We start from the raw sequence: 23,849 nt of genomic DNA on the forward strand, positions 1-23,849 counted from the left end.
GGGGGAGCACCACGTGTCAGGCATACGCGCCCAGCGCCTGGCCGCACGCAGGGCCGAGCGCGAGCGCGCCGCCCGGCGCGGCGCCATGGCCGCCGCGGCCTCGGTCGTGGCCGCCGTCGGAACCGTCACCGGGATGGTCTCGGCGCTGAACGACGACGACCGCGGGCCGGACGAGGCGCGCCCCCTGGTGACCCGCTCGCCCAGCCTCCGGCCGCACCCCGCCGTGCCCAGTGCGCCGGCGACCTCCCCGTCGCCCTCGTCGCCCTCGTCGGCCTCGCCGTCCGCGCCGCGGGCGTCCGCGGCGCCGAGCCCGAAGCCCAGCGAGAAGGTGACGCCACAAGCCCTGGCCGCGCCGACCCGTCTCTACCGGTACCCCGACTCCCAGATCCTCGACTGGGTCGCCGCCCATCCGACGGACCCCCGCCTCGCCGTCATCAAGTCCCGGATCGCCGACCATCCGGCCGCCGTCTGGTTCGCCGACCACACGCCGTCCAACATCACCGCCCGGGTCAGGGCGGTCACCTCGGGCGGGGCGGCGCGGGGGCGGGTGCCGGTCGTCGTGCCGTACGCCATCCCGGACCGGGACTGCGGCGGGGCCTCGCAGGGCGGGGCACCCGACCTCGACGCCTACGACGCGTGGATCGACAGGTTCGCCGCCGGCCTCGGCTCCGGCGAGGTCGTCGTGATCCTGGAGCCCGACTCGATCGCCCAGTCCGACTGCCTCTCGTCCGGACAGCGAGCCGACCGGTTCGCCTCGCTGGCCCGTGCGGGCCGCGTCCTGAAGGCGGCGAACCCGAAGGCCCGGGTGTACTACGACGCCGGCCACTCCCAGTGGCACGCGCCGGCCGAACAGGCCGCGCTGCTCGGCAAGGCGGGCGCCGCCTCGGCCGCGTCCTCCGACGGGATCTTCAGCAACGTGTCCAACTTCAACCGCACGAGCGCCGAGGTCGCCTACACCCGGGCCGTCCTGGACGCCCTCGGCGGCCCCGGCAGCCTGGGCTCCGTCATCGACACCAGCCGCAACGGCAACGGCGCCCCGGCCGACGGCGAGTGGTGCGACCCGGCCGGCCGCAAGCTCGGGCGGACGCCGACTCTCAGCACCGGTCAGGCACGGATCGACGCCTACCTGTGGGTCAAGCTGCCCGGCGAGTCGGACGGCTGCAAGGGCCCGGCGGGGACGTTCTCCCCCGGGTACGCCTACGACCTGGCACGCTGAGCCGCCGGGTCACCGGTCGGTGCGGTGACCTTCGGCCGGTCGCGGTCGCCGGCGCGCAGGACGTTCGCGAAGGCCACGAGTCCGCACGCCAGCACCGTCACCAGTCCGAACGACACCACCAGACTGGTGGCCTGCGCGATTCCGCCGAGCACGCTCGGTGCGATCAGCCCCGAGGTGTACGTGATGGTGGCGACGCCCGCGATGGCCTGGCTCGGGTTCGGGCCGCTGTGGCCCGCCGCCGCGAAGCACAGCGGCACGACGACCGCGATGCCGAGGCCGAGCAGCGCGAACCCCGTCATGGCCACGGCCGGAGGGCCGGAGAGGACGACCAGCAGGCCGCCGAGGGCGGCGAACACGCCCCCGGTGCGGACGGTGCGCACCGCGCCGAAGCGGTTCACCACCGCGTCGCCCGCGATCCGGGCGATCGCCATGGTCAGCATGAACCCGGTCGTCGACGCCGCCGCGAGCCCGTCCGACGTGCCCAGCTGGTCGCGCAGATAGACCGCCGACCAGTCGAGGCTCGCCCCCTCCGCGAACACCGCGCAGAACCCGACCGCCCCGATGAGCAGCGCCGACCTGGGCGGCAGCGCGAACCTCGGCGGCGGCTCCTCGTCCTCGGCGGGCTGGACGTCCAGCACCCAGTGGCAGACCAGGACCGCGATGACGGTGAGGCACGCTGCCGCCAGCGCGAAGTGCAGGCGCGCGTCCGAGCCGAGGTGCGCGGCGAGCGTGCCCGCCCCCGAGCCGACCAGGGCGCCGGCGCTCCACATGCCGTGCAGCCCCGACATGATCGACTTTCCGAGCCGGTGCTCGACCTCCACGCCGAGGGCGTTCATGGCGACGTCGGCCATGCCCGCGGTGGCGCCGTACGCGAACATCGCCAGGCACAGCGTGTACAGGTTCGGCGCGAGTGAGGGCAGGACCAGCGACAGGGTCCACAGCACCATCAGGCCGCGCAGGGCCGCACGGCTGCCGAAGCGGTGACTGATCCGGCCGGCCAGCGGCATGGAACACGACGCTCCGAACGCCGTGAAGGCGAGGGCGAGCCCGAGCTGCCCCGTGCTGAGGCCGGCGTGGTCCTGGATCCACGGCACACGGGTCGCGAAGGACCCGGTGACCGCGCCGTGCACCGCGAACACGGCGGCCACGGCGTACCGCGCCCGCCGCACCTCGCGCTGGTCGTAGACCACCTCGCCCATCCTCGTCCCCTTCCCGGACCGGCGTGCACCGACCCGCCCTCACCGGCCTTCTCCCACCGAACCACGTAGCGCGCCGCCGTAAACTATCAGGAACCCTGCCTGATAGATAGGCGTTCACAGGACGCTCGGAGGCCACCGCCGCGCGCCGCCAGTGATCTGGGAGGATCCCGGCATGCCCGCATCACCGAGCACCGCCCGGGCCATCAACGACCGGCTCGCCCTGCGGCTGCTGCAGCAGGAGGGCCCGCTGACGGCAGGGCGGCTCAAGCAGCTCACCGGACTGTCCCGGCCCACGGTCGCCGACCTCGTGGAGCGCCTCACCGCGGCCGGCCTCATCGACGTCGTGGGCGAGTCGGGGGAGCAGCGCCGCGGGCCGAACGCGCGCCTGTACGGAATCGTCGCCGACCGCGCCCACCTGGCCGCCCTCGATGTGCGCACCGAGGGAGTGACCGTCGTCGTCGCCGACCTGGTCGGTACAGAACTCAGCCGGGCGTCCGTGCCGATCGCGGACGACACCGGAACCGGGCCCGCGGTGGAGCAGGCGGTCGCGCTGGTGGAGCGCGCGGCCAAGGAGGCGGGGGTGGACCCGCTGCACACCGTGGCCATCGGGGCACCGGGCCTCATCGACCCCGCCACGGGCGAGCTGCGCGACTCGTCCGGACTGCCCGAGTGGCACCGCCGACTGGTCGGGGCCCTCGGCGAACGCCTCCCGGCCCGGGTGATCGTCGAGAACGAGACGAACCTCGCCGCGCTCGCCGAACAGCGCGACGGCGCCGCCCGTGACCGCGACACCTTCGTCCTGCTGTGGCTCGGCCTCGGCACCGGTGCCGCCGTCGTCCTCGACGGCCGCCTGCGCCGCGGCGCCTCCGGCGGCACGGGCGAGATCGGCTTCCTCCCGGTGCCCGGCCCGGCCGCGCTCCCCTCGGCCACGGACTGCGCGGGAGGCTTCCACTCGCTCGTCGGCGACGCTGCCGTGGTGGCGCTGGCCCATGAGCACGGCCTGGCGGCGGAGGGGCCGGACGGCGGTGTGCGCGCGGCGACCCTCGTACGGCGCGCCGTGGAGGAGGAGACCGGCGCGGCCTCCCGTTTCCTCGACGCCCTGGCCGACCGGCTCACCATAGGCGTGGCCTCCGTCGTCGCCGTCCTCGACCCCGGGTGTGTGGTGCTCGGTGGCGAGATCGGTCAGGCCGGCGGGGCCGTGCTCGCGGCCCGGGTCGGCGAGCGGCTCGGGCGGATGTCGCCGCTGCCGACCGAGGCGCGGGCGAGCGTGCTCGGCGGTGCTGCCGTGGTGCGCGGGGCGCTGCTGATGGCGCGGGAGGCCGCTCAGGACGAACTGTTCGGGCCGCTGTCCTCGCGGTAGGCCGGCCACGGGCTCAGGGGTCCTTTCACTATGCCCGTCCGGGTCGCGCGGCCTGGCACCGCACCTCGCCGCGTTGCCGAAAGGCCCTAGTAGCTCCTCCCCCCCGCTCTCGGCTTCGCTCAAGCGGGGGGACCCCCATCGAGGACCTTCCGGCGCCTTGCGATGCACGGCACCAGACCACGCGACCTGATCGGACGCTCATAGTGAAAGGACCCCTCAGCGCGCCCGTCCCGTGCCGAACCGTTCGGCCAGGTACTCCTCGAACGTGCCCTTTCCCACGGCCTGTTCCGGCGCGAGGTGGCCGCCTGCCCGGAAGGCGCGGTACGCCTTGCCGGCGAGGGGCACTTCCAGGACCGGCCGGCGGCGACCGGTGGCGGCCATGTAGGCGCGGGCCAGCTCCGGCAAGGTACGGACCTCGGGCCCGCCCATGTCCTCGACCCGCCCGGCGGGGGCGCCCCCGGCCAGCTCGGTCAGGCGGTCGGCGACCTCGGCCACGGCGACCGGCTGGTCGCTCACTCCGGCCGGCAGGAGCATGACCGGCGGCCTGGACATTGCCTGGAAGAGCGTCACGAGCAGGTCGTGGAACTGGGTGGCGCGCAGGATCGTCCAGCCGAGCCCCGACCGCTCGACCTGCCGCTCCACGGCCAGCTTGGTCGTGTAGTAGCCGAACGGCACCCGGTCGATGCCGGCGATCGAGATGTAGACCAGATGGGGCACGCCCGCCTCGCGCGCGGCCCGGATCAGGTTCGCCGCCGCCTTCTCGTCGCCCCCGCGCGGTGAGCTCGCGCAGTGCACAACCGTCTCCACACCCGACACGGCCGCGTCGAGTCCCAGGCCGCCCTCGCGCAGGTCGACGGCGTAGGGCTGGGTGTGCCGGCTGAGCACGCGCGCCTCGTGTCCGTCCCCGCGCAGCCGCTCGGTGACGAGCCTGCCGAGCGTTCCGGTTCCGCCGGTCACCAGGATGCTGGTCATGCTGTTCGGTCCCTTCGGATGGCGGGCGCCCCCTCGTGGAACACCCTCCGTCAGCTGGGACCGGACAGCTCCCGGAAATGTGACAGCGGGGACCAGCGACGTGCTGCCGGGCGCTACGGGCGGCCGAGCTGGCGGCCGATGAACTCCAGCTTGTCCGGGTTCACCACGGCTCGCAGGGTGACGACCAGCCCGCCGCGCACCTCGAATCCGACGACGCCGGCCAGGGTGTCTCCCCTCCAGACCGCCAGTGCGGTCGCGCCGTTGACCTCGGCCACCGTGAAGTCCGTCCCCGCCGCGAACCGCTCCAGCACACCCACGAGGAAGCGCACGACCTTCTCGCGTCCCTCGATCGGCCGCAGGGCCGCGCTGACCTTGCCGCCACCGTCGCTCCACCAGGTCACATCGGCCGCGAGCACCTTCTCCAGGCCGGCCAGGTCGCCGTCACGGGCCGCCGTGAGGAACGACGCCACCAGTTCGTCCCGCCGTTCGGGCGTGGCCTCGAAACGGGTCTCGGGGGCGGCCACCCGCCGTACCGCCCGCCGGTACAGCTGGCGGCAGTTGGCCTCGCTCAGGTCCAGCACGCCGGCGATCTCCCTGTGGCCGTACGCGAACGCCTCCCGCAGCACGTACACGGCCCTCTCGGCCGGCGTGAGCCGCTCCAGCAGGACCAGCAGCGCCAGGGACACGGCGTCGCGCTGCTCCGCCGACTCCAGGGGGCCGAGCGTGCCGTCGGCGGTGGCGACCGGCTCCGGCAGCCAGGGGCCCTGGTACCGCTCGCGCCGGGCGGGGGCCGAGGTGAGGCGGTTGAGGCAGAGGTTCGTGACCACCTTGGCCAGCCAGGCCGCGGGCTGCTCGATGGCCGTACGGTCGGCGCCGCTGAACCGCAGGTAGGCGTCCTGCACGGTGTCCTCGGCGTCCGCGGCCGAGCCGAGCATGCGGTAGGCCAGGCCGAACAGGCGTGGGCGGTGGCTCTCGAACTCGTCGGCGCTCGCGCTGGTCGTCACGCCTCCACCCTGGCAGACCCGGCGGCGGGCAAGGGCCGTCGTCACCGCCGCCGGGTGGCACTGAGGGGCGGACGCCGGGCTCTTCGGACGGACGCCGTGACCGCAGACCCTAGGAGGACCGGATCAGACGGTCAATAGGTCTGTACCATTCAACGGAGTGTTGAAGTACGGCGGTTGAGCCCTCCGTGGCGGTCCGAGAAGTCCAGTGCGAGCGCCTGTGAGGCACCCCACAGGATTCGGCCGCATGAGTGACGATCAGGCGTGGCACACTGGCCCTGTACCAGAAGCAGCGCACTCCGGGGTCGGTGAAAGTCCGAACCGGCGGTTACAGTCCGCGACCCGATCGCTTCCAGTGATCGGTTGACCAGGTGAAATTCCTGGACCGACGGTTAAAGTCCGGATGGGAGGCAGTGCGCGGCGGGCGGGCATACGTGCGCGCCGCCGTCTGTTTGTGGTCCGTCCTCACCGGACGGGTCCCACGCGGCGTCGCTCTCCGTGCCGCAGTCCGCTCAGTCTGTCGTCCTCGACAGCCCCGGAGTCCGTGCCCCATGAGGCAGGAGGACCCGGGAAGTGTTCACCGGAATCGTCGAAGAGCTGGGTGAGGTCACCGCCGTCGAGAACCTCGGCGACTCCTCCCGCTTCCGCCTGCGAGGCCCCGTCGTCACGCAGGGCGCGCGGCACGGCGACTCCATCGCCGTCAACGGCGTCTGTCTCACGGTCGTCGAGTACGGGGACGACTGGTTCACCGCCGACGTCATGGCCGAGACGCTCGAACGCTCCAGCCTCGGTGCTCTGGCCGTCGGCTCCCGCGTCAACCTCGAACGCCCCATGGCGGTGGGCGCCCGCCTCGGCGGCCACATCGTGCAGGGCCACGTCGACGGCACCGGTACGGTCCTCGAACGCAAGCCGTCCGAGAACTGGGAGATCGTGAAGGTCTCACTCCCCGCCGACCTCTCCCGGTACGTCGTGGAGAAGGGCTCCATCACCGTCGACGGCATCAGCCTCACCGTCGTCGACGCCGGCCCCGACTACTTCACGGTCAGCCTCATCCCGACCACCCTCGCCCTCACGACCCTCGGCCACAAGCAGGCCGGCGACCCGGTCAACCTCGAGGTCGACGTCATCGCCAAGTACGTCGAGCGGCTGCTCGGCGATCGCGGGGCGAGTCAGGGGGCCGGGCAGTGAACTGGCTCAACTCCGAGGCGTTCACGCTGTTCGGCCAGCACATCAAGTGGTCGGACATGATCGGCAACGTGATCGGCCTGATCGCCCTCGCGCTCGGCTGGCGCCGCTCCCTGTGGACCTGGCCGGCGCAGTTCCTGTCCGGTGTCATCCTCTTCGCGGCCTTCGCCACCGCTCACCTCTCCGGCAGCGCCGGCAAGCAGGTGGTCGTCATGCTCGTCGCGGTCTACGGCTTCTGGCAGTGGAACCGCGGCCGTGACCAGGCACAGGACGGCCACATCGCCGTACGGTTCGCCACCTGGCGCGAGCGCGGCTGCCTGGTGGCCGCCGCCGCCCTCGGCACGCTCGCCGTCGGTGGCCTGTTCACCGCCTACCCGACCCTGTCCTGGGACCCCTGGCCGGACGCGTACATCTTCGTCGGCACGATCGTCGCCATGTACGCCCAGGCGCGCGGGATGGTCGAGTTCTGGTTCGCCTGGCTGCTCGTCGACCTCGTCGGCGTGCCGCTGAACTTCGCCAACGGCTTCGCCTTCTCCGGTTTCGTCTACGTCATCTACGGCGCGCTCGTCCTGTGGGGCATGCGCGACTGGTGGCTGCGCTCCCGGCAGCCCGCCCTGGAAGGAGCACCCGCATGACTACGGCGCCGATCCTCTACAGCACCGACAGCATCGAGGACTTCGCGCTCGACCCGGTCGAACAGGCCATCGCCGACATCGCGGCGGGCCGCCCGGTCGTGGTCGTCGACGACGAGGACCGCGAGAACGAGGGCGACCTCGTCATCGCCGCCGAGAAGGTCACCCCCGAGATCATCGCCTTCATGATGAGCGAGTGCCGGGGCATGATCTGCGCGCCCATGGAGGGCGACGAACTCGACCGGCTCGAACTGCCCCAGATGGTGCAGCACAACACCGAGTCGATGCGCACCGCCTTCACGGTCACCGTCGACGCCACACCCGAGCACGGCGTCACCACGGGCATCTCCGCCGCAGACCGCGCCACGACCCTCCAACTGCTCGCGAGTGGCACGGCGCAAGTGGGTGACTTCGTCCGCCCCGGCCACATCTTCCCGCTGCGCGCCCGGCCCGGCGGCGTCCTCGAGCGCGACGGCCACACCGAGGCCGCCGTCGACCTGGCCCGGCTCGCCGGACTGCGCCCCGCGGGTGCCATCGTCGAGATCGCCGGCGAGGACGGCCGCATGCTGCGCCTGCCCGAACTCATCCCGTTCGCCCGCAAGCACGGCCTGTCGATCATCTCCATCGAGGACCTGATCGCCTACCGCCGCTCCTCCGAGCCCACCGTCCGCCGCGAGGCGAGGACCCACCTGCCCACCGCGTTCGGCGAGTTCACGGCCTACGGCTACCGCTCCACCGTCGACGGCGTCGAGCACGTCGCCCTCGTCCACGGCGACATCGGCGACGGGGAGGACGTCCTCGTCCGCGTCCACTCCGAATGCCTCACCGGTGACGTCCTGCACTCCCTCCGCTGCGACTGCGGCCCCCAGCTGCAGACGTCGCTGGAGCGCATCGCGGCCGAGGGCCGCGGCGTGGTCGTCTACCTGCGCGGCCACGAGGGCCGCGGCATCGGCCTGATGTCCAAGCTGCGCGCGTACGAACTCCAGGAGCGCGGCCACGACACCCTCGACGCCAACCTGGAACTCGGCCTGCCGGCCGACGCGCGGGACTACGGCGCGGGCGCCCAGATCCTTCAGGACCTCGGCGTCCGCGGCGTGCGGCTGATGACCAACAACCCCGAGAAGACCGACGCGCTCACCCGCCACGGACTCAAGATCACCGGCCGCGAGCCGATGCCCGTGAAGGCGGGCGAGCACAACCTCCGCTACCTGCGCACCAAGCGGGACCGGATGGGCCACGACCTGCCCTGGCTGGACACGCCCGCCGTGTCCACCTGCGGCAACCAGTAAGAGCACACCGAGGAGACAAGAGAACGTGAGCGGCAAGGGCGCACCCGAACTGTCCGTACGCAATGTGGGTGACCTGCGGGTCGCCGTCATCGCGGCGCAGTGGCACGAGAAGGTGATGGACGGTCTGGTGGACGGCGCCCTGCGCGCGCTGCACGACCTGGGGATCGACGAGCCGACCCTGCTCCGGGTCCCCGGCAGCTGGGAGCTCCCGGTCGTCGCCAAGGTGCTCGCGGGCCGCGGCTACGACGCGATCGTCGCCCTCGGCGTCGTCATCCGGGGCGGCACCCCCCACTTCGACTACGTGTGCCAGGGCGTCACCCAGGGCCTCACCCAGGTCTCCGTCGACACCGGCGTCCCCGTCGGCTTCGGCGTGCTGACCTGCGACACCGAGGAGCAGGCCCTGGACCGCGCCGGTATCGAGGGCTCCAGCGAGGACAAGGGGCACGAGGCGGTGACGGCGGCCGTGGCGACCGCCGCCACGCTCCGCTCAGTATCCGAACCCTGGCGTTAGGTCCGGCGGCACACGCGTAAAGTGGGCGCCACCATGTCCAAGAAGACGTTCGAGGAGCTCTTCACCGAGCTCCAGCACAAGGCCGCCCACGGCGATCCCGCCACCTCGCGCACCGCCGAACTGGTCGGCAAGGGCGTTCACGCCATCGGCAAGAAGGTCGTCGAAGAGGCCGCCGAGGTCTGGATGGCCGCCGAGTACGAGGGCAAGGAAGCCGCCGCCGAGGAGATCTCGCAGCTGCTGTACCACGTCCAGGTGATGATGGTCGCGCGCGGGATCTCCCTCGACGACGTCTACGCCCACCTCTGATACACCCACTCTGAGACCGACCCGCACCCGCCCGCCGTACGAACAAGCAAAGGAAGCTCATGCTGCGCATCGCCGTCCCCAACAAGGGTTCCCTGTCAGGCCCTGCGGCGGAGATGCTGCATGAGGCGGGCTACCAGCAGCGCCGCGAGTCCAAGGAACTGCGCATCGTCGACCCGGAGAACGAGGTGGAGTTCTTCTACCTCCGGCCCCGCGACATCGCGATCTACGTCTCCTCCGGCCAGCTCGACATCGGCATCACAGGCCGAGACCTGCTGATCGACTCCGGCGCCAACGCGGAGGAGATCCTCCCGCTCGGTTTCGCCCGCTCCACGTTCCGCTTCGCCTCCAAGCCCGGCGCGGTCGGTGACCTCGAGGAACTGACGGGCAAGACGGTCGCCACCTCGTACGAGGGCATCGTCGCCAAGTACCTCGCCGACAACGGCATCGACGCTTCTGTGGTCCACCTCGACGGCGCCGTCGAGACCGCCATCGAGCTCGGTGTCGCCGAGGTCATCGCTGACGTCGTCGAGACCGGCACCTCACTGCGTAACGCCGGCCTGGAGGTCTTCGGCGAGCCGATCATGAAGTCCGAGGCCGTCGTGATCCGCCGTACCGGGGCGGACGCCGAGGAGCCCAAGGTGCAGCAGTTCCTGCGCCGCCTCCAGGGCGTCCTGGTGGCCCGGACGTACGTGATGATGGACTACGACTGCCGCGTCGAGCAGCTGGAGAAGGCCGTCGCGCTCACCCCCGGCCTGGAGTCGCCGACCGTCTCGCCGCTGCACAACGAGGGCTGGGTCGCCGTCCGCGCGATGGTCCCCGCCAAGGAGGCCCAGCGGATCATGGACGACCTGTACGACCTCGGCGCACGGGCCATCCTGACCACGGCCATCCACGCCTGCCGTCTGTGACCCCCGAGGACCGTTCCACGATGCCGGATCAGCCAGATCTTCCCTCCCTCCCCGTCACCTTCCGGCCGGGCCGCACCCGCGCCGTCCTGCTCACCGCGGGCGTCGCGATCTTCGTCGTCATCACGGTGATCGCGATGCTCCTCGAGAAGCTGAGCCCGGGGGAGCGGGTGAGTTTCGTCTTCACGGGCGCACTGCTCTGCGGCGTGCTGGTCCTGCTGTCCCGGCCCAAGGTCGTCGCCGACGACTCCGGGGTCACCGTGGTGAACATCGCGAGCAGGCGGCGCCTGGCGTGGGCGGAGATCCTCCAGGTGAACCTGCGCCCCGGAGACCCCTGGGTGTTCCTCGACCTCAGCGACGGCACCAGCCTGCCCGCGCTCGGCATCCAGCCGGGCATCGCCAAGAAGCGCGCGATCGAGGACGCCCGGACGCTGCGGACGCTCGCGGAGACCCGCTCGATGGGGGACCGCGAGACACGTCAGGGGTAATTCACAGCACGTTCAGAGCCGCCTGGGGGGATTCGCCCCTGCCGTACAACCCCATGTCTTGATTAATCTGGTGGCGGAGGCGTGTCCTTTGCGCCACCGCCCCTGTAGCACCGCCCGGTGCGCAGGGGTTCCTGCTACCCGAGGAGTGACTCCCTCCGGCGATGGACGGATCGTCCTGCAGTACCTGCGCCGCCCCTTCCCGACATAGCACGGACCGCGTCCGTTCCGGCTGTGCGGAGGCGGCGGCATCATGACCATCCCCCTGCTGCTCCTCGGAGCGGCGTTCCTGCTGATTCTCGCCAACGGCTTCTTCGTGGCGGCCGAGTTCGGCCTCGTGACGGTCGAGCGGCCGGACGCGGAGCAGGCGGCGGCCGAGGGCGACCGGCGGGCCCACAAGGTCGTGGGCGCGCTCAAGGAGCTGTCCTTCCAGCTCTCCGGCACCCAGCTCGGCATCACCATCACCTCGCTCGTCGTCGGCATGCTCGCCGAACCGGCGCTCGCGGCGGTGCTCCACGGCCCGTTCACCGCGGTCGGCATACCCGAGGGCGCCGTCTCCGGTGTCACCGTGGTGGTCGGCATGCTGCTGGCCTCGGCCGTGCAGATGGTGATCGGCGAGCTCGTGCCCAAGAACTGGGCGGTGTCCCGGCCGATGCAGGTCGCGCGCTTCGTCGCGGGACCCCAGAACGCCTTCGCCCGCCTCTTCCGCCCGGTGATCGCCGGCCTCAACGCGGTCGCCAACCGGCTCGTGCGCGCCCTCGGCGTCGAGCCCGCCGAGGAGCTGGCCTCCGCCCGCACACCGGGCGAGCTCGTCTCGCTGGCCCGGCACTCGGCCCAGGCCGGCGCGCTGGAACAGGACACGGCGGATCTCTTCGTACGGACGCTGTCCCTGGCCGGGCTGACCGCGGAGAACGTGATGACGCCGCGCGTGAAGGTGAGCGCGCTCCAGTCCTCCGCCACCGCTGAGGACGTCGTCAACCTCACCCGGGCCACGGGCCTGTCCCGCTTCCCGGTCTACCGGGACCGCATCGACGAGATCGTCGGCATGGCGCACCTGAAGGACGCGCTCGCGATCCCCGCGCAGGACCGTTTGCGCACCCCGGTCGGGCGCATCGCGCAAGCGCCCCTGCTGGTCCCCGAGACGCTGCCCGTGCAGCCGCTCCTGGCCCGGCTCCGCAGCGAACAGCCCATCGCCGTCGTCGTCGACGAGTACGGCGGCACGGCCGGCGTCGTGACGCTGGAGGACATCGTCGAGGAACTGGTGGGCGAGGTGCGCGACGAGCACGACGGCCACGACCTGCCCGAGCTCGCCGCGGCCCCGCCCGAGGACGGGCGCCCCGCGTGGGACGCCGACGGCAGCTGCCGTGTCGACGTGCTCCAGCGCATAGGCCTCGATGTCCCCGAGGGCCCCTACGAGACGGTTGCGGGCCTCGTGGCCGATCTGCTCGGCCGCATCCCGGCCCCCGGTGACAGGGCCGAACTTCCCGGCTGGCGGTTGTCGGTCCGGCAGGTCGATCACTACCGGGCGGAGCGCGTACGGCTCGTGCGTACGGTTTCGGCCACGGAGGAGGGCAGGGCCGTGAAGGGTGCGCCTCTGACGGAGAAGGCCTCCGCCCCGAGGACGACGTCAGCGCAGGACACGACTCCGGTCACGACCACAGAACCCGTATCGGGCATCGCTCCCGCCCCCGCTCCTGTCGCGGAGGCGGCCCGATGAGCGTGCTCCAACTTCTCTTCGCCCTGCTGCTCGTGCTCGCCAACGGATTCTTCGTCGGCGCGGAGTTCGCCCTGGTCTCCGTCCGCCGCAGCCAGATCGAACCGCTGGGTACCGCGCGGGCGCGGCAGGTGCTGTACGGCCTGGAGCGGCTGCCGCAGATGATGGCCGCCGCGCAGTTCGGCATCACCGTGTGCTCGCTGACGCTGGGCGCGGTGGCCGAGCCGACGGTGGCGCGGCTGCTGGAACCGGTCTTCGAGGCGGTCCACCTCCCCCACGGCATGATCCACCCGCTGGGCTATGTGATCGCGCTCGCCGTGGTCGTCTTCCTGCACCTCGTCATCGGTGAGATGGTGCCGAAGAACCTGGCGATGGCGGCGCCCGAGAAGACGGCGCTGTGGCTGAGCCCGGGACTCGTCGCCTTCGCGCGTCTGTGCAGGCCGGTGACGGTGGCGCTCGGTGCCTGTGCGCGGGTCGTCCTGAGGCTCTTCCGGGTCGAGCCCAAGGACGAGGTGGAGGCGGTCTTCACCAGCGAGCAGCTCAACCGCCTGGTGGAGGACTCCGGGCAGGCGGGGCTGCTGGACCCCGAGGAGCAGGAGCGCCTGGAGGACGCCCTTGAACTGGGCTCCCGTCCGGTCACGGACGTCCTGCTGAACCGCGAGGCCCTGGTGACGGTGGGGCCGTCGGTGACAGCCGCCCAGATCGTGGCGCTGACGGCTCGTACGGGTTACTCGCGTTTCCCGGTGGTGGCGGAGAACGGTGCCTTCATGGGCCGCTACCTGCACGTCAAGGACGTCCTCGACCTGGAGGACTCCGACCGGGCGGTTCCGCAGCAGATGTGGCGCCCCATGACCACGCTCGGCTCCGAGCTCCGCCTGGACGACGCCCTCACGGTCATGCGCCGTGCCGCCACTCATCTGGCTCAGGTGGCCGATCCGTCGGGGAGGATCATGGGGCTGGTCGCTCTGGAGGACGTGCTGGAGCTGCTGGTGGGCGAGGTCCGCGATCCGGCCCACCGGAACCCGAACCCGCCCCGCGTGACGGAACCCCTCCCCAGCGATGCTCCGGAGGGGGCCCTGACGGCGTAATGGGCGCGGGTGGCCGGGGGTTTTCCTCGTCCCCGCCGCCCCTACCCATTCCCGTCCCCTGGGGGCTGCGCCCCCAGACCCCCGCTGTCGGCCTTCGGCCTCGTCCTCAAATCGCCGGAGGGGCTGATATTCAGCCCCTCCGGCGATTTGAGGAGCGCGGTCCGGGGCGGAGCCCCCGGGGATGGGACGGGTAGGGGCGGCGGGGGCGGGAAACCCGGCGCCCCCACCCCGCCGCACTCACATCGCCGACGGATCCTGAGGCCCCCGCCCCGAAAGAACCTCCCCGTACGCCTGCATCAGATCCGGCAGCCGAAGTGTCGACAAGTCGTCACGGGTCGGCGTGCTCGGATACCCGGACAGACGCAGATCCCTGTACGCACAGCTCTTCTCGTACAGCGTGCGCAGGAACCGCCCGTTGCCGAGCTCGTCGATCCACCCCTGCTCCACGACGTGCCCGCTGATGGAACGCAGCTCCTCGAGTGCCTCCTCGTCCCACACGTCACCGTTCTCCGCGGCCAGTACCTCACCGATCGACGTGAGTTCCAGAGGCCGGTACGACGGGAAGTCGACCCGGGTCGTGAAGCGGGACGACAGACCGGGGTTGGCGGCGAGCAGCCGGTCCATGCCCTCCGGATACCCCGCGAGGATCACGACGAGGTGGTCGCGGTTGTCCTCGGCGCGCTTCAGCAGCACCTGCAACGCCTCGTCCCCGTACGCGTCACCCTTGCCGTACCCGGAGTTGGACAGCGAGTACGCCTCGTCCACGAACAGCACGCCACCGATCGCCGAGTCGATCAGCTCGTTGGCCTTCACCGCGGTCTGACCCAGGTACTCGCCCACCAGATCGGCGCGCTGGGCCTCCACCAGGTGGTCGCCGCCGAGCAGACCGAGGGCGTAGAAGACCCGGCCCAGGATGCGCGCGACCGTCGTCTTGCCCGTGCCAGAAGGGCCGGAGAAGACGAAGTGGCGCTTGGGAGGCTGGACGGGTAAGCCCTGCCCCGCCCGTAGCCGCGCCATGTTCAGCTGCGCCGAGAGAGCCTTGACCTGGCGCTTCACCGGCTCCAGTCCCACCATGCGCTCCAGCTCGGCGAGCGCCTCCTCCAGCAGCGCGGGATCGGTCGGCCCGGCCGGCAGCGGCTGCACGGGCACCACGGTCTTCTCCCGCACCACCGTGTCGGCCGTCTCGGGCGGCAGCCCACCCGGCGGCGGATCAGGCTCCGAGAGTTTCACGTCCCGGCCCTCGGCACCGAACAGCGGATCCACCCCGTCCGGGCCGTCCAGCACGTCCGAGACCCCGGTCAGCGCCATCGCCGCGAAGTCCGCCGCGTCGTCGTACCCGTCCCCCTCCGCGATCGCCGCGAGCCGCGCGGAGGTGTCCATGAAAGCGGGGTCCACCCGGTGCACGGCCCGGTACAGGGGGAGCGCGGCGGCGGACCGGCCCGTCCCCTCGTGCGCCCGTGCCAGCCAGTACCGCAGTTCCTTGCGCTGCGGCTGTTCACTGCGGCAGCGCATGAGAGCCGTGGACAACAGCGGCTCCGCCTGGCCGTACATCTCCAGACGGACCCGGGCCATGCCACCGAAGAGGCCCGCCTCGATGCCCAGCATGGCGTCGTTGATCAAGGGGTCCGTGTGCCGGACCAACTGCTCCCAGTCCTTGACGAGATAGGCGCGGCACGCGTGCAGGAAGCGGACCTGGGGGTCGGTGTCCACGGGCGGCAGCCCGGCCAGTGCCCGGTCGAGCTCCGGGACGTGGCGGCCGTCCAGCCAGTGCGAGGCGTGGGCCAGCAGCAGGTCACGCGGGCTCTCCAGGACCGGCTGTACCCACCAGCCCAGCCAGTACCAGGAGTTGAGAGTGCGCCGGTGGCGGGCGCGCTGTTCGCCGAAGCGCTCCCGGTGCCGGAACATCCTGAGCAGCGCGGTCGTCGTGTCGACCCGCAGTGCGTGGAGCCCCAGCCAGCCGTCGGCCATTCCGGGATCCATCCGCACCGCGGCGCGGAACTCCTCCTCGGCCTGCGGATAGGCGCCCATCGTGTAGGCGTCCACGCCTCGCAGCCAGGCGAGGTCGGCCGGGGCCTCGGGGCCCCGCGTGCCGAAATCCATCACGTCCCCCACAAACCGTGCCCCCGTCGGTATGCCGCCGGACCGGTGCCCGTGGCAGCCTTCGTCGAACCGCTGTGCCGCGGACGGGAGTTGCATCGGTGCGTTTCTGCAGCCGTCCGAAGGTCGCACCGATGGCATCGTACCTGCGGGTCGGTCGCCCATCGAAGGGTGCCGCACGGCCCGTCTTACGAGGTGGGGGCGGACGGGGCCCACTGCGCTCGGTGACCGAGGGTGAACGAATTGTGTTCCGCGACCCCCGAAGGGAGGGAGTGCGGGCAGAACGAAGCCCCCGATCACGGGGGAACAACCGGGGGCTTCGCGTATGAGGCGGTCGCGCATGACCGCACATTGAGAACGTAAGTCCTGTACGGGCCCCGGGTCAAGCGGAGTTGAGGCACTCGGAGAAGTTCCTCCGTGGGGCTCTTCACGAGTTCAGCACACAGCGGAGGGGCCGTTACCGTCCGTGAGGAACAGGGTCGATTCTGCAGTCCCGGCAGGTCCCGGCAGTACCGCATACCCCTCTGGCCACTGCCGCACCAGAAGATCGGCATGGGGCCGGGACGGATCCGTGGCGAAATGGCGGTGCTCCGCGGCGACCCACCCGGCCCAGAACTCCCGCTGCTCCTCCCCGTCCCGGACGCGCCCTCTCGCCCATGCCTCCTCGTTCGACATCTCCAGCCACAGCAGCCGCGCCAGGTGGGGCCGGAGTGCGCGGCGGCCCGCGCCCACCCCTTCCACCAGGACGACCGGTGCGGGCGGCAGCGGGCGGGGCGCGCCGAAGCTCCGCGCGCGCCAGTCGTAGGGGAGATAGTGCGCCGTCTCGCCGCGGCCGAGCGGTTCGATCACCTGGCTCAGCAGCCGCCCGGTCCAGGCGAACAGTTCCTCGTGCGTGGCGATGTCGTCCAGATGCAGCACGGGAGCGTCACCGAGTGCGGCGGCCAGCCGCCCGGCGAAGGTCGTCTTCCCGGAGCCCGCGTGCCCGTCGATCCCGATCAGGCGGACCGGCCCGCAGGAGGGAGGCAGTGCGCGCAGGCGTTCGGCGAGGGCGTGAATGGCGAGTCCCTGGTGTGGTGCGCGGACGGCGTGACGTGGGTGCGAGGGCGGCGTGGCGCGCCCGCCGCGGTCGCCGACTCTACTGCTCCGCTGCGGACGGGTGGCGAGGCCGCTCCAGGATGTCTGCCGCCGCGCGGGTGATGTCAGTGGTCCTGACCAATATTGACGGGTACGGCGGGGCGCGTGGTGCTGGCAGAAGTCGGCTTCCCGCGTCCATAGTTGGCCCACAGCCGTCGTCTCAACCGTGCTTCGGACCACTGGGGGTCACCCGCTCATGACCAGAGCCTCACAGCCGTCCCGCCGAACCGTCCTGGCCGCCGCCGCCGTCGCCGCGGCCGCGGTGGGAGCCGCCGGCCCGGCCGCGGCCGCCGCGGCCCGGCCCGAGCAGGGCAGCGCCCACCCCGCGAAGCCCTCCGACCTCCCCGCGAAAGCACCGGCATCCCTCGTGGACAACCGCGCCTGGACCTCGTACCACGACTGGCGCGGCGGCAGCGCGAAGGGCACGCGCGCGGTGGCGGGGAAGCGGCCCGGCCTGGTGATCGCCGCGCCGGCCGGCACGACCGACTACGCCGACCCGCACACCGGGAAGACCTCCACCTGGGAGTACGCGACCTGGACGTCCCCCGTCCACAGGCTCGCGGTCCCGTCGACCGAGGCCATCGCCTCCTGGAACGCCCGCACCCCGGCCGGCACCTGGCTCCAGGTCGAGCTGAAGGGCACCTACTCCGACGGCACGGACTCACCCTGGTACGTGATGGGGCGGTGGGCGGCCGGCGACCAGGACATCCGGCGCACCTCCGTCGACGACCAGAGCGACGGCAGGAGCAGCGTCTGGACGGACACTTTCGCCGTGGACGATCCCGCCTCGGGCCTGCGCCTGGCCTCCTACCGCCTGCGGCTCACCCTCTACCGCAAGCCCGGCACCAAGCTCACCCCCACCGTGTGGCGGCTCGGTGCCATGGGCTCCGACGTCCCGGACCGCTTCACCGTCCCCGAGTCCACCCCCGGACTCGTGAAGGAACTGGTCGTCCCGCGCTACTCGCAGGAGACCCACAAGGGCCAGTACCCCGAGTACGACAACGGCGGCGAGGCCTGGTGCAGCCCCACCTCCTCGCAGATGATCATCGAGTACTGGGGCCGGAAGCCCACCGCCGAGGACCTCTCCTGGGTCAACCCCGACTACGCCGACCCGCAGGTGTGCCACGCGGCCCGGTTCACGTACGACTACCAGTACGAGGGCTGCGGCAACTGGCCGTTCAACGCCGCGTACGCCGCCACCTACAAGGACCTCCAGGGCGTGGTGACCCGGCTCGGATCGCTCACCGACCTGGAGACGCTGATCGCGGCGGGCATCCCGGCCATAACCTCACAGTCGTTCCTCGAGACCGAGCTGACCGGGGCGGGTTACGGCACGGCCGGCCATCTGATGACCGTGATCGGCTTCACGGCCGAGGGCGACGTGATCGCCAACGACCCGAACTCCCCGACCAACGACGCGGTACGGCGGGTCTACAAGCGGCGCGAGTGGGAGAACATCTGGCTCCGGACCAAGCGGTACAACGCCTCCGGCAAGGTCGTCTCCGGCACCGGCGGCGTCTGCTACCTGTACTTCCCCGCCCACCCGACCGCCCGGCAGCGCAAGGCGCTGGCCGCGGTGGGGGTGCGCTGAGGCAATCGCCGCAGCGGGTAGCCTCGGCCTCCGGTCCGCCGGGGGCCGAGGTGTGTGAGCAACGTCTCGGCGGCGGGCGTCGCGTCCGCTGGCAAGGTGGTGGACACCAGGGCGGGGGAAGTCCACCGATCACGCCGACACCAGCGAGAAGCCATGACAGCCACATCAGCGACCACGACCGGCGCGCGTACCGGCGGCCCCGGGGACGACGGCCCGAAGATCGTCGAGCACATCGCGGGATGGGTCCTCGTCATCGTCCTGGCGATGCTGGTCACCAGGCTCGGCCTGCTCTGAACCGGTCCGTTCCGGCCCCCGCCCCTGTCGAATCGTTGTCGAACAGGCAGGTGGCGTCAGTCTGCAATACTGCCCCATGTCCCGCTGGCAGCTGGAGACTTGGGCAGAAATTGAGTAGCAGCCACACAAGCGCGGTCGGGCGCACGAGGACGCGCGGCACCGAACGCTCCCTCGCCCGCCGCGCCGAACTCATAGCCATCGGACGGAAGTTGTTCGCCGACATCTCCTACGACGCGCTGTCGATGGACGACATAGCGCGCCAGGCGCATGTCGCCAAGGGGCTGATCTACTACTACTTCAAGTCCAAGCGCGGCTACTACCTCGCGATCGTCGAGGACTCGGTGACCGATCTGGTGGCCTTCGCGGCGAGCGGTCTCGAACTCCCGCCGGAGGAGAGGGTGCACCGCACCCTTGACGGTTATCTCCGCTACGCCGAGGACAACCAGGCCGCGTACCGCACGATCGTCAGCGGCGGCGTCGGCTTCGACGCGCAGGTGCACGCCATCAGGGACGGCGTCCGCGAGGCGATCGTCGCCACCATCGCCGAGGGGGCGTACGGCAGGCGCGAGATCGCGCCGCTGGCCCGGATGGGCCTGCTCGGCTGGGTGTGCGGCGTGGAGGGCGCCACCCTCGACTGGATCGACCGCCCGGGCCTGCCCAGGGACGCCATGCGCGAACTGCTGGTGAAGACGCTGGGCGGCACCCTGCGCGCCATCGAGGAGCTGGACCCCGCGTACCTGGCCCCCGAGCCGGCCCGCCACGCCCTCTGAAGCGGCCCCGGGGCGGGACCCGCCGAGTGGTCCCACCCCGAGTGCCGTACCCCTGCGGTCAGTCGATCGCGTTGATCAGCTCACCGTCCGAGGTGTCACCGCTGAGCTCCCAGAAGAAGGTGCCGCCCAGGCCCTGGGCGTCCTTGAACTTCATCTTCCCCTTGATCGTCTCGGGGGTGTCGTAGCTCCACCACTCGTCCCCGCACTTGGCGTAGGCGGTGCCGCCCACCGTGCCCGTCGCCGGGCACCTGTTCTTGAGCACCTTGTAGTCCTCGTTGCCGGCCTCCCACGTGGCTGGCGCCGGGCCGGTCGCGGTGCCGCCGGGCTCCGACTGGGTGACACCGGTCCAGCCGCGCCCGTAGAAGCCGATGCCGAGCAGCAGCTTGGACGACGGTATGCCGAGGCTCTTCAGTTTCGCTATGGTCGCCGCGGCGTTGAACTTCTTGTTGGGGATGCCGGGGTATGCGGTCAGCGGCGAGTGCGGGGCCGTGGTCGCGTCCCAGGCGCCGAAGTAGTCGTACGTCATCGGGTTGTACCAGTCGACGAACTTCGCGGCGCCCGCGTAGTCCGCGGCGTCGATCTTTCCGCCGCTGGAGGCGTCGGCCGTGATCGCCGCGGTGACCAGGTTGTTCTGGCCGAACCGGCCGCGCAGCGCCGCCATCAGGTCCCTGAACGTGTCCGGTCCGCTGGTGTCACAGGTCAGACCGCAGGCGTTGGGGTACTCCCAGTCGATGTCGATGCCGTCGAAGACGTCCGCCCACTTGGGGTTCTCGACGAGGTCGTAGCAGGACTTCGCGAAGGCCCCGGGGTCCTTGGCCGCCTCGCCGAAACCGCCGGACCAGGTCCAGCCGCCGAACGACCAGATGACCTTGAGGTCCGGGTGGAGCTTCTTGAGCTTGCGCAGCTGGTTGAAGTTGCCGCTCAGGGACTGGTCGGCGGTGTCGGCCACGCCGTCCACGGACTCGTCGGCGCTGAACGGCTTGTCGGTGTCCGCCCAGGAGTCGCCGAGCACGCACTTGCCGTCCACGACGTTGCCGAAGGCGTAGTTGATGTGCGTGAGCTTGTCCGCGGACCCGGACGTCTCGATGTTCTTGACGTAGTACTGGCGGCCGTAGATACCCCAGTCGGTGAAGTAGCCGACGACCTTCGAGCCGGCGGCGCCTGCCGTGGCGGTCGTGGGAGAGGGCTTCGCGGGGGTGGCGGTCGCGGTGCCCGCGGCGACGAGGAGTCCGGCGCCGAGGGCGGCGCAGGAAGCGACGGCGAGCGGCGTCCGGAAGCGGACACGGGAGCGGTGCGGTCTGTGCATCGTTACTCCGTGGAGACGGGAGCTGAGAAAGGGTCGTGCCTTGACCTGCTGTGCCGATTGGCATGAACGCGGAGACGCGTTGTGGGGGAACGGTAGGAGGACTAGACCACTGAGGTCAATGGTTCGGACCAATTTTGATCGCGGGGAGCATCGCGCGCGGTGCGGGAGGCGATCACTCGACTGTGTTGTAATGAACGACCGTTAACAAGTGACTTGCTCTGCCGGATCGGGCATACTCCAAGCGCCGCAGCCGCTGGTCAGCGGCTTCCGTGACCCGGGAGAGGACCCTCGGCTGTGGCCAGTGAGACCCGGTGGCGTCACCCCACCCCGGTGCGTCCGCCGCAGTGCCCGACAGGGAGGAGAGCGTCGCCATGCCCGACCGCGCCCCGCAGCCGGTGGACCGTCAACTGCCCACGGACGAGGCCCGGGACCTGATCTCGCTCGTCCGCGAGATCGCCCAGCGGGAGATCGCTCCGCACGCGGCCGAGGAGGAGGACGCCGGCCGGTTCCCGCGTGCACTCTTCACCCTGCTCTCGGAGTCGGGTCTGCTCGGCCTGCCGTACGACTCCGAGCACGGCGGTGGCGACCAGCCCTACGAGGTGTACCTCCAGGTCCTCGAAGAACTCGCCGCGGTCCGGCTCACGGTGGGCCTGGGCGTCAGCGTCCACTCTCTGGCCTGTCACGCGCTCGCCCACTTCGGCACCAAGGAACAGCAGGTCGAGTACCTGCCCGCGATGCTCGGCGGCGGTCTGCTCGGCGCGTACGGTCTCTCCGAGCCGTCCTCGGGCTCGGACGCGGCGTCCCTGCGGACGAGGGCCGTGCGCGACGGTGACAACTGGGTGATCACCGGCACCAAGGCCTGGACCACGCACGGCGGGATCGCCGACTTCTACACGGTCATGGCGCGCACCGGCGCCGAGGGCGCCCGTGGCATCACGGCCTTCCTGGTTCCCGGCGACGCCGAGGGGCTCAGCGCCGCCGCGCCCGAGAAGAAGATGGGCATGAAGGGCTCACCCACCGCGCAGGTCCACTTCGACGGGGTGAGGATCTCCGACGCCCGCCGCATCGGCGACGAGGGCCAGGGTTTCGCCATCGCCCTGTCCGCGCTCGACTCCGGACGGCTCGGCATCGCCGCCTGCGCGATCGGCCTCGCCCAGGCGGCGCTCGACGAGGCGGTCGTGTACGCCACCGGGCGGCAGCAGTTCGGCCGGCCGATCGCGGACTTCCAGGGGCTGCGCTTCATGCTGGCGGACATGGCGACGCAGATCGAGGCGGGCCGGGCGCTCTATCTGGCGGCGGCCCGGCTGCGCGACGCCGGCCTGCCGTTCTCGAAGCAGGCGGCCATGGCCAAGCTGCACTGCACCGACACCGCCATGAAGGTCACCACGGACGCCGTCCAGGTCCTCGGCGGGTACGGCTACACGGCGGACTTCCCGGCCGAGCGGTACATGCGCGAGGCCAAGGTGCTCCAGATCGTCGAGGGCACCAATCAGATCCAGCGGATCGTCATCGCCCGTCACCTCGCGGGTCCGGAGTCGCGCTGAGCGGATCACGCGGAGCGCCGAACGGGTCGCCTCCGCCCGGCGCTCGGGTGCCGAACGGGTCCGCGAGCCGGGAGAACTGGCCGAGTCCGCCCGAGGGCGTCGCCAGCCGGACCCACTCCGGGTCGCGGCGCCCCGGCAGTGTGCGGCCCCGTTCCGCCCAGATGCGCAGGAGGGCGCTGTAGATGGGCGGGTCCTGGGGCTGGGGGAGACGCCGGGGAACCGATTCTCCCTGCGGTGGGACGAAGAGGTGACGGTGACGCCCGGTCGTGGAAGAGGAGGGGGTCATACCCGGGCAACGCGGATGCGGGCGGGCCGGTCACCCCTCCCCGGAATCGGGTATGTGTCCACGGCGACCACGTACGGGGGTACCGGTGAGGGCGCCCCGGACTGTGCTCGCCGGGGTGTACGGCGTGCCGTCCGCGCAGGGTGGTACGGCGGGCCCGGCCTTCGCCCCGGTCTCGCTCCGCGACGTCACGAGCGCTGCCCCGGCGTGCCCGGGCACACCGATCCCGCACCACGGCAGTCCGCGCGCCATGGTGCAGGGCAGTCACTCGGAAGAGGAGGGCTGAACGGCCCTCGCGCCGGCCGTCGGGCCGGCTCTGGTGCTCAGGCGGCCTGGCGGTGGTCCACCTGGCGGCGCATCGCCGGCATCCGGATCGGTCGCGAGCCGGGGCCGCCGACGTGCGAGAAGGGCTGCGTCCGCCAGTCGAGCCCCTGAGGGAGCGTCAACAGGAGGGCCGTGTCCTGCTCCTGGAGCTCCGCGGACTCGTCGGCGGACCGGGCCTCGGTGGCCGCGCGGCCCGTACCGGCGCAGACCGTGAGCCCGAACGGGTTCCACGGCGAGGCGCACAGCGCGTGTTCCGGCAGGACCTCCTCGTCCGCGAGGAGCGCGATGGGCTGCGCGCAGTCCGGGCAGATCACCCGGTACATCTCGCAGGTGTCGTACGCGTCGAACTCGTCGTCCGGTTCGACACCCTCCGGCTCGGGCTCGACGACCGGCTGCTGGCGCTTGGGCGCGGTACGACCAGGGCGCTTAAGACTGTGCATGGATTACTCCCCCTCGGGCTGGGCCGTGAAGGCATCTGCGGCCTCGACCACAGCAAGCACTTCCCGCCCCGTCTCGGCGGTAATCACGAGAACATCACGAAGCCTGTTCGGGTACTGTGGCGTTCGTCACATGCCAATCGCAGGTGCCCGGGGAGCCGGGCTCATCACCCCAGCGGCTCACAGAGAGCTCTCAGCCGCATCAC

The 23,849-nt window shown here is 71.4% G+C and carries 22 protein-coding genes and 1 riboswitch; of the genes, 15 read left to right on the forward strand and 7 right to left on the reverse strand.

Annotation, left to right across the window (positions count from 1 at the left end; all coding sequences use genetic code 11):
• Positions 1 to 85 precede the first annotated feature (85 nt).
• A complete protein-coding gene (locus ACZ49J_RS40725; RefSeq protein WP_467456269.1) occupies positions 86 to 1,216 on the forward strand; it encodes a glycoside hydrolase family 6 protein in 1,131 nt (376 codons plus the stop codon).
• Here ACZ49J_RS40725 and ACZ49J_RS40730 read toward each other — a convergent pair.
• Positions 1,198 to 2,415, reverse strand: coding sequence for an MFS transporter (locus tag ACZ49J_RS40730; protein ID WP_467456233.1), 1,218 nt, complete (start codon positions 2,413 to 2,415; stop codon positions 1,198 to 1,200). The genes ACZ49J_RS40725 and ACZ49J_RS40730 overlap by 19 nt on opposite strands.
• Positions 2,416 to 2,587: 172 nt before the next feature.
• Between ACZ49J_RS40730 and ACZ49J_RS40735 the strand changes: the two genes are divergently transcribed.
• The gene (locus tag ACZ49J_RS40735; RefSeq protein ID WP_467456232.1) at positions 2,588 to 3,775 is read left to right on the forward strand and encodes an ROK family transcriptional regulator; all 1,188 of its coding nucleotides are present in this window, start codon (positions 2,588 to 2,590) and stop codon (positions 3,773 to 3,775) included.
• A gap of 216 nt (positions 3,776 to 3,991) precedes the next feature.
• Here ACZ49J_RS40735 and ACZ49J_RS40740 read toward each other — a convergent pair whose 3' ends face one another.
• Positions 3,992 to 4,747 carry an SDR family oxidoreductase gene (locus ACZ49J_RS40740; RefSeq protein WP_467456230.1) on the reverse strand — a complete coding sequence of 252 codons (756 nt, stop codon included), beginning with the start codon at positions 4,745 to 4,747 and terminating at the stop codon, positions 3,992 to 3,994.
• Positions 4,748 to 4,860: 113 nt separating this feature from the next.
• Positions 4,861 to 5,751, reverse strand: coding sequence for an RNA polymerase sigma-70 factor (locus ACZ49J_RS40745; RefSeq protein ID WP_467456229.1), 891 nt, complete (start codon positions 5,749 to 5,751; stop codon positions 4,861 to 4,863).
• Positions 5,752 to 6,038: 287 nt separating this feature from the next.
• Positions 6,039 to 6,169, forward strand: a riboswitch (FMN riboswitch).
• Positions 6,170 to 6,321: 152 nt separating this feature from the next.
• Between ACZ49J_RS40745 and ACZ49J_RS40750 the strand changes: the two genes are divergently transcribed.
• From ACZ49J_RS40750 to ACZ49J_RS40790, 9 genes are all read left to right on the forward strand, one after another.
• The gene (locus ACZ49J_RS40750; RefSeq protein ID WP_467456227.1) at positions 6,322 to 6,936 is read left to right on the forward strand and encodes a riboflavin synthase; all 615 of its coding nucleotides are present in this window, start codon (positions 6,322 to 6,324) and stop codon (positions 6,934 to 6,936) included.
• Positions 6,933 to 7,568, forward strand: a complete 636-nt coding sequence (locus tag ACZ49J_RS40755; protein WP_467456225.1) for a nicotinamide mononucleotide transporter family protein — start codon at positions 6,933 to 6,935, stop codon at positions 7,566 to 7,568. Before ACZ49J_RS40750 ends, ACZ49J_RS40755 begins: the two co-directional genes overlap by 4 nt.
• A complete protein-coding gene (locus tag ACZ49J_RS40760; RefSeq protein ID WP_467456224.1) occupies positions 7,565 to 8,854 on the forward strand; it encodes a bifunctional 3,4-dihydroxy-2-butanone-4-phosphate synthase/GTP cyclohydrolase II in 1,290 nt (429 codons plus the stop codon). The genes ACZ49J_RS40755 and ACZ49J_RS40760 overlap by 4 nt, the downstream gene beginning before the upstream one ends.
• A 25-nt stretch (positions 8,855 to 8,879) precedes the next feature.
• Positions 8,880 to 9,365 (forward strand): 6,7-dimethyl-8-ribityllumazine synthase, encoded by a 486-nt coding sequence (gene ribH, locus ACZ49J_RS40765; RefSeq protein WP_031116695.1) that lies wholly within the window; start codon positions 8,880 to 8,882, stop codon positions 9,363 to 9,365.
• A gap of 33 nt (positions 9,366 to 9,398) precedes the next feature.
• On the forward strand, positions 9,399 to 9,671 hold the full coding sequence (locus ACZ49J_RS40770; protein ID WP_007491392.1) for a phosphoribosyl-ATP diphosphatase: 273 nt from the start codon (positions 9,399 to 9,401) through the stop codon (positions 9,669 to 9,671).
• 59 nt (positions 9,672 to 9,730) lie between these two features.
• Positions 9,731 to 10,579 (forward strand): ATP phosphoribosyltransferase, encoded by an 849-nt coding sequence (hisG, locus tag ACZ49J_RS40775; protein ID WP_467456223.1) that lies wholly within the window; start codon positions 9,731 to 9,733, stop codon positions 10,577 to 10,579.
• Between the two features lie 20 nt (positions 10,580 to 10,599).
• Positions 10,600 to 11,064, forward strand: coding sequence for a PH domain-containing protein (locus ACZ49J_RS40780; protein ID WP_467456221.1), 465 nt, complete (start codon positions 10,600 to 10,602; stop codon positions 11,062 to 11,064).
• A gap of 250 nt (positions 11,065 to 11,314) precedes the next feature.
• Positions 11,315 to 12,778 (forward strand): hemolysin family protein, encoded by a 1,464-nt coding sequence (locus tag ACZ49J_RS40785; protein ID WP_467456219.1) that lies wholly within the window; start codon positions 11,315 to 11,317, stop codon positions 12,776 to 12,778.
• The gene (locus tag ACZ49J_RS40790) at positions 12,775 to 13,863 is read left to right on the forward strand and encodes a hemolysin family protein (RefSeq protein ID WP_467456218.1); all 1,089 of its coding nucleotides are present in this window, start codon (positions 12,775 to 12,777) and stop codon (positions 13,861 to 13,863) included. The genes ACZ49J_RS40785 and ACZ49J_RS40790 overlap by 4 nt, the downstream gene beginning before the upstream one ends.
• Before the next feature lie 237 nt (positions 13,864 to 14,100).
• Here the strand turns inward: ACZ49J_RS40790 and ACZ49J_RS40795 are convergent, their stop codons facing one another.
• Positions 14,101 to 15,963, reverse strand: a complete 1,863-nt coding sequence (locus ACZ49J_RS40795; protein WP_467456217.1) for an AAA family ATPase — start codon at positions 15,961 to 15,963, stop codon at positions 14,101 to 14,103.
• A 432-nt stretch (positions 15,964 to 16,395) separates the two neighbouring features.
• The gene (locus tag ACZ49J_RS40800; protein ID WP_467456268.1) at positions 16,396 to 17,016 is read right to left on the reverse strand and encodes a uridine kinase family protein; all 621 of its coding nucleotides are present in this window, start codon (positions 17,014 to 17,016) and stop codon (positions 16,396 to 16,398) included.
• A gap of 274 nt (positions 17,017 to 17,290) precedes the next feature.
• Here ACZ49J_RS40800 and ACZ49J_RS40805 point away from each other — a divergent pair, with 274 nt between their 5' ends.
• From ACZ49J_RS40805 to ACZ49J_RS40815, 3 genes are all read left to right on the forward strand, one after another.
• Complete coding sequence (locus tag ACZ49J_RS40805; protein ID WP_467456216.1) at positions 17,291 to 18,685, forward strand: peptidase C39 family protein; 1,395 nt, start codon at positions 17,291 to 17,293, stop codon at positions 18,683 to 18,685.
• A 153-nt stretch (positions 18,686 to 18,838) separates the two neighbouring features.
• Positions 18,839 to 18,979: an SCO1431 family membrane protein gene (locus ACZ49J_RS40810; protein ID WP_467456215.1), complete on the forward strand. Its 141-nt coding sequence runs from the start codon at positions 18,839 to 18,841 to the stop codon at positions 18,977 to 18,979.
• Positions 18,980 to 19,089: 110 nt separating this feature from the next.
• Entirely contained in the window at positions 19,090 to 19,749 is a 660-nt protein-coding gene (locus ACZ49J_RS40815; protein ID WP_467456214.1) for a TetR/AcrR family transcriptional regulator, read from the forward strand.
• Between the two features lie 58 nt (positions 19,750 to 19,807).
• On the opposite strand, the gene ACZ49J_RS40820 is transcribed toward ACZ49J_RS40815, so the two are convergent.
• A complete protein-coding gene (locus ACZ49J_RS40820) occupies positions 19,808 to 21,055 on the reverse strand; it encodes a glycoside hydrolase family 18 protein (protein ID WP_467456213.1) in 1,248 nt (415 codons plus the stop codon).
• Between the two features lie 371 nt (positions 21,056 to 21,426).
• Here ACZ49J_RS40820 and ACZ49J_RS40825 point away from each other — a divergent pair, with 371 nt between their 5' ends.
• Positions 21,427 to 22,599, forward strand: a complete 1,173-nt coding sequence (locus tag ACZ49J_RS40825) for an acyl-CoA dehydrogenase family protein (RefSeq protein ID WP_467456212.1) — start codon at positions 21,427 to 21,429, stop codon at positions 22,597 to 22,599.
• A 606-nt stretch (positions 22,600 to 23,205) separates the two neighbouring features.
• Here ACZ49J_RS40825 and ACZ49J_RS40830 read toward each other — a convergent pair.
• The gene (locus ACZ49J_RS40830; protein ID WP_467456211.1) at positions 23,206 to 23,646 is read right to left on the reverse strand and encodes a hypothetical protein; all 441 of its coding nucleotides are present in this window, start codon (positions 23,644 to 23,646) and stop codon (positions 23,206 to 23,208) included.
• Between the last annotated feature and the right edge of the window lie 203 nt (positions 23,647 to 23,849).

The sequence above is a fragment of the Streptomyces sp. NPDC030840 genome (genome assembly GCF_055572015.1).

Coding starts and splice junctions, on each gene's coding strand:
- ACZ49J_RS40785 (WP_467456219.1), top strand. CDS start 11,315: ATGACCATCCCCCTGCTGCTCCTCGGAGCGGCGTTCCTGCTGATTCTC.
- ACZ49J_RS40795 (WP_467456217.1), bottom strand. CDS start 15,963: ATGGATTTCGGCACGCGGGGCCCCGAGGCCCCGGCCGACCTCGCCTGG.
- ACZ49J_RS40725 (WP_467456269.1), top strand. CDS start 86: ATGGCCGCCGCGGCCTCGGTCGTGGCCGCCGTCGGAACCGTCACCGGG.
- ACZ49J_RS40825 (WP_467456212.1), top strand. CDS start 21,427: ATGCCCGACCGCGCCCCGCAGCCGGTGGACCGTCAACTGCCCACGGAC.
- ACZ49J_RS40735 (WP_467456232.1), top strand. CDS start 2,588: ATGCCCGCATCACCGAGCACCGCCCGGGCCATCAACGACCGGCTCGCC.
- ACZ49J_RS40830 (WP_467456211.1), bottom strand. CDS start 23,646: ATGCACAGTCTTAAGCGCCCTGGTCGTACCGCGCCCAAGCGCCAGCAG.
- ACZ49J_RS40820 (WP_467456213.1), bottom strand. CDS start 21,055: ATGCACAGACCGCACCGCTCCCGTGTCCGCTTCCGGACGCCGCTCGCC.
- ACZ49J_RS40780 (WP_467456221.1), top strand. CDS start 10,600: ATGCCGGATCAGCCAGATCTTCCCTCCCTCCCCGTCACCTTCCGGCCG.
- ACZ49J_RS40810 (WP_467456215.1), top strand. CDS start 18,839: ATGACAGCCACATCAGCGACCACGACCGGCGCGCGTACCGGCGGCCCC.
- ACZ49J_RS40730 (WP_467456233.1), bottom strand. CDS start 2,415: ATGGGCGAGGTGGTCTACGACCAGCGCGAGGTGCGGCGGGCGCGGTAC.
- ACZ49J_RS40740 (WP_467456230.1), bottom strand. CDS start 4,747: ATGACCAGCATCCTGGTGACCGGCGGAACCGGAACGCTCGGCAGGCTC.
- ACZ49J_RS40760 (WP_467456224.1), top strand. CDS start 7,565: ATGACTACGGCGCCGATCCTCTACAGCACCGACAGCATCGAGGACTTC.
- ACZ49J_RS40790 (WP_467456218.1), top strand. CDS start 12,775: ATGAGCGTGCTCCAACTTCTCTTCGCCCTGCTGCTCGTGCTCGCCAAC.
- hisG (WP_467456223.1), top strand. CDS start 9,731: ATGCTGCGCATCGCCGTCCCCAACAAGGGTTCCCTGTCAGGCCCTGCG.
- ACZ49J_RS40805 (WP_467456216.1), top strand. CDS start 17,291: ATGACCAGAGCCTCACAGCCGTCCCGCCGAACCGTCCTGGCCGCCGCC.
- ACZ49J_RS40770 (WP_007491392.1), top strand. CDS start 9,399: ATGTCCAAGAAGACGTTCGAGGAGCTCTTCACCGAGCTCCAGCACAAG.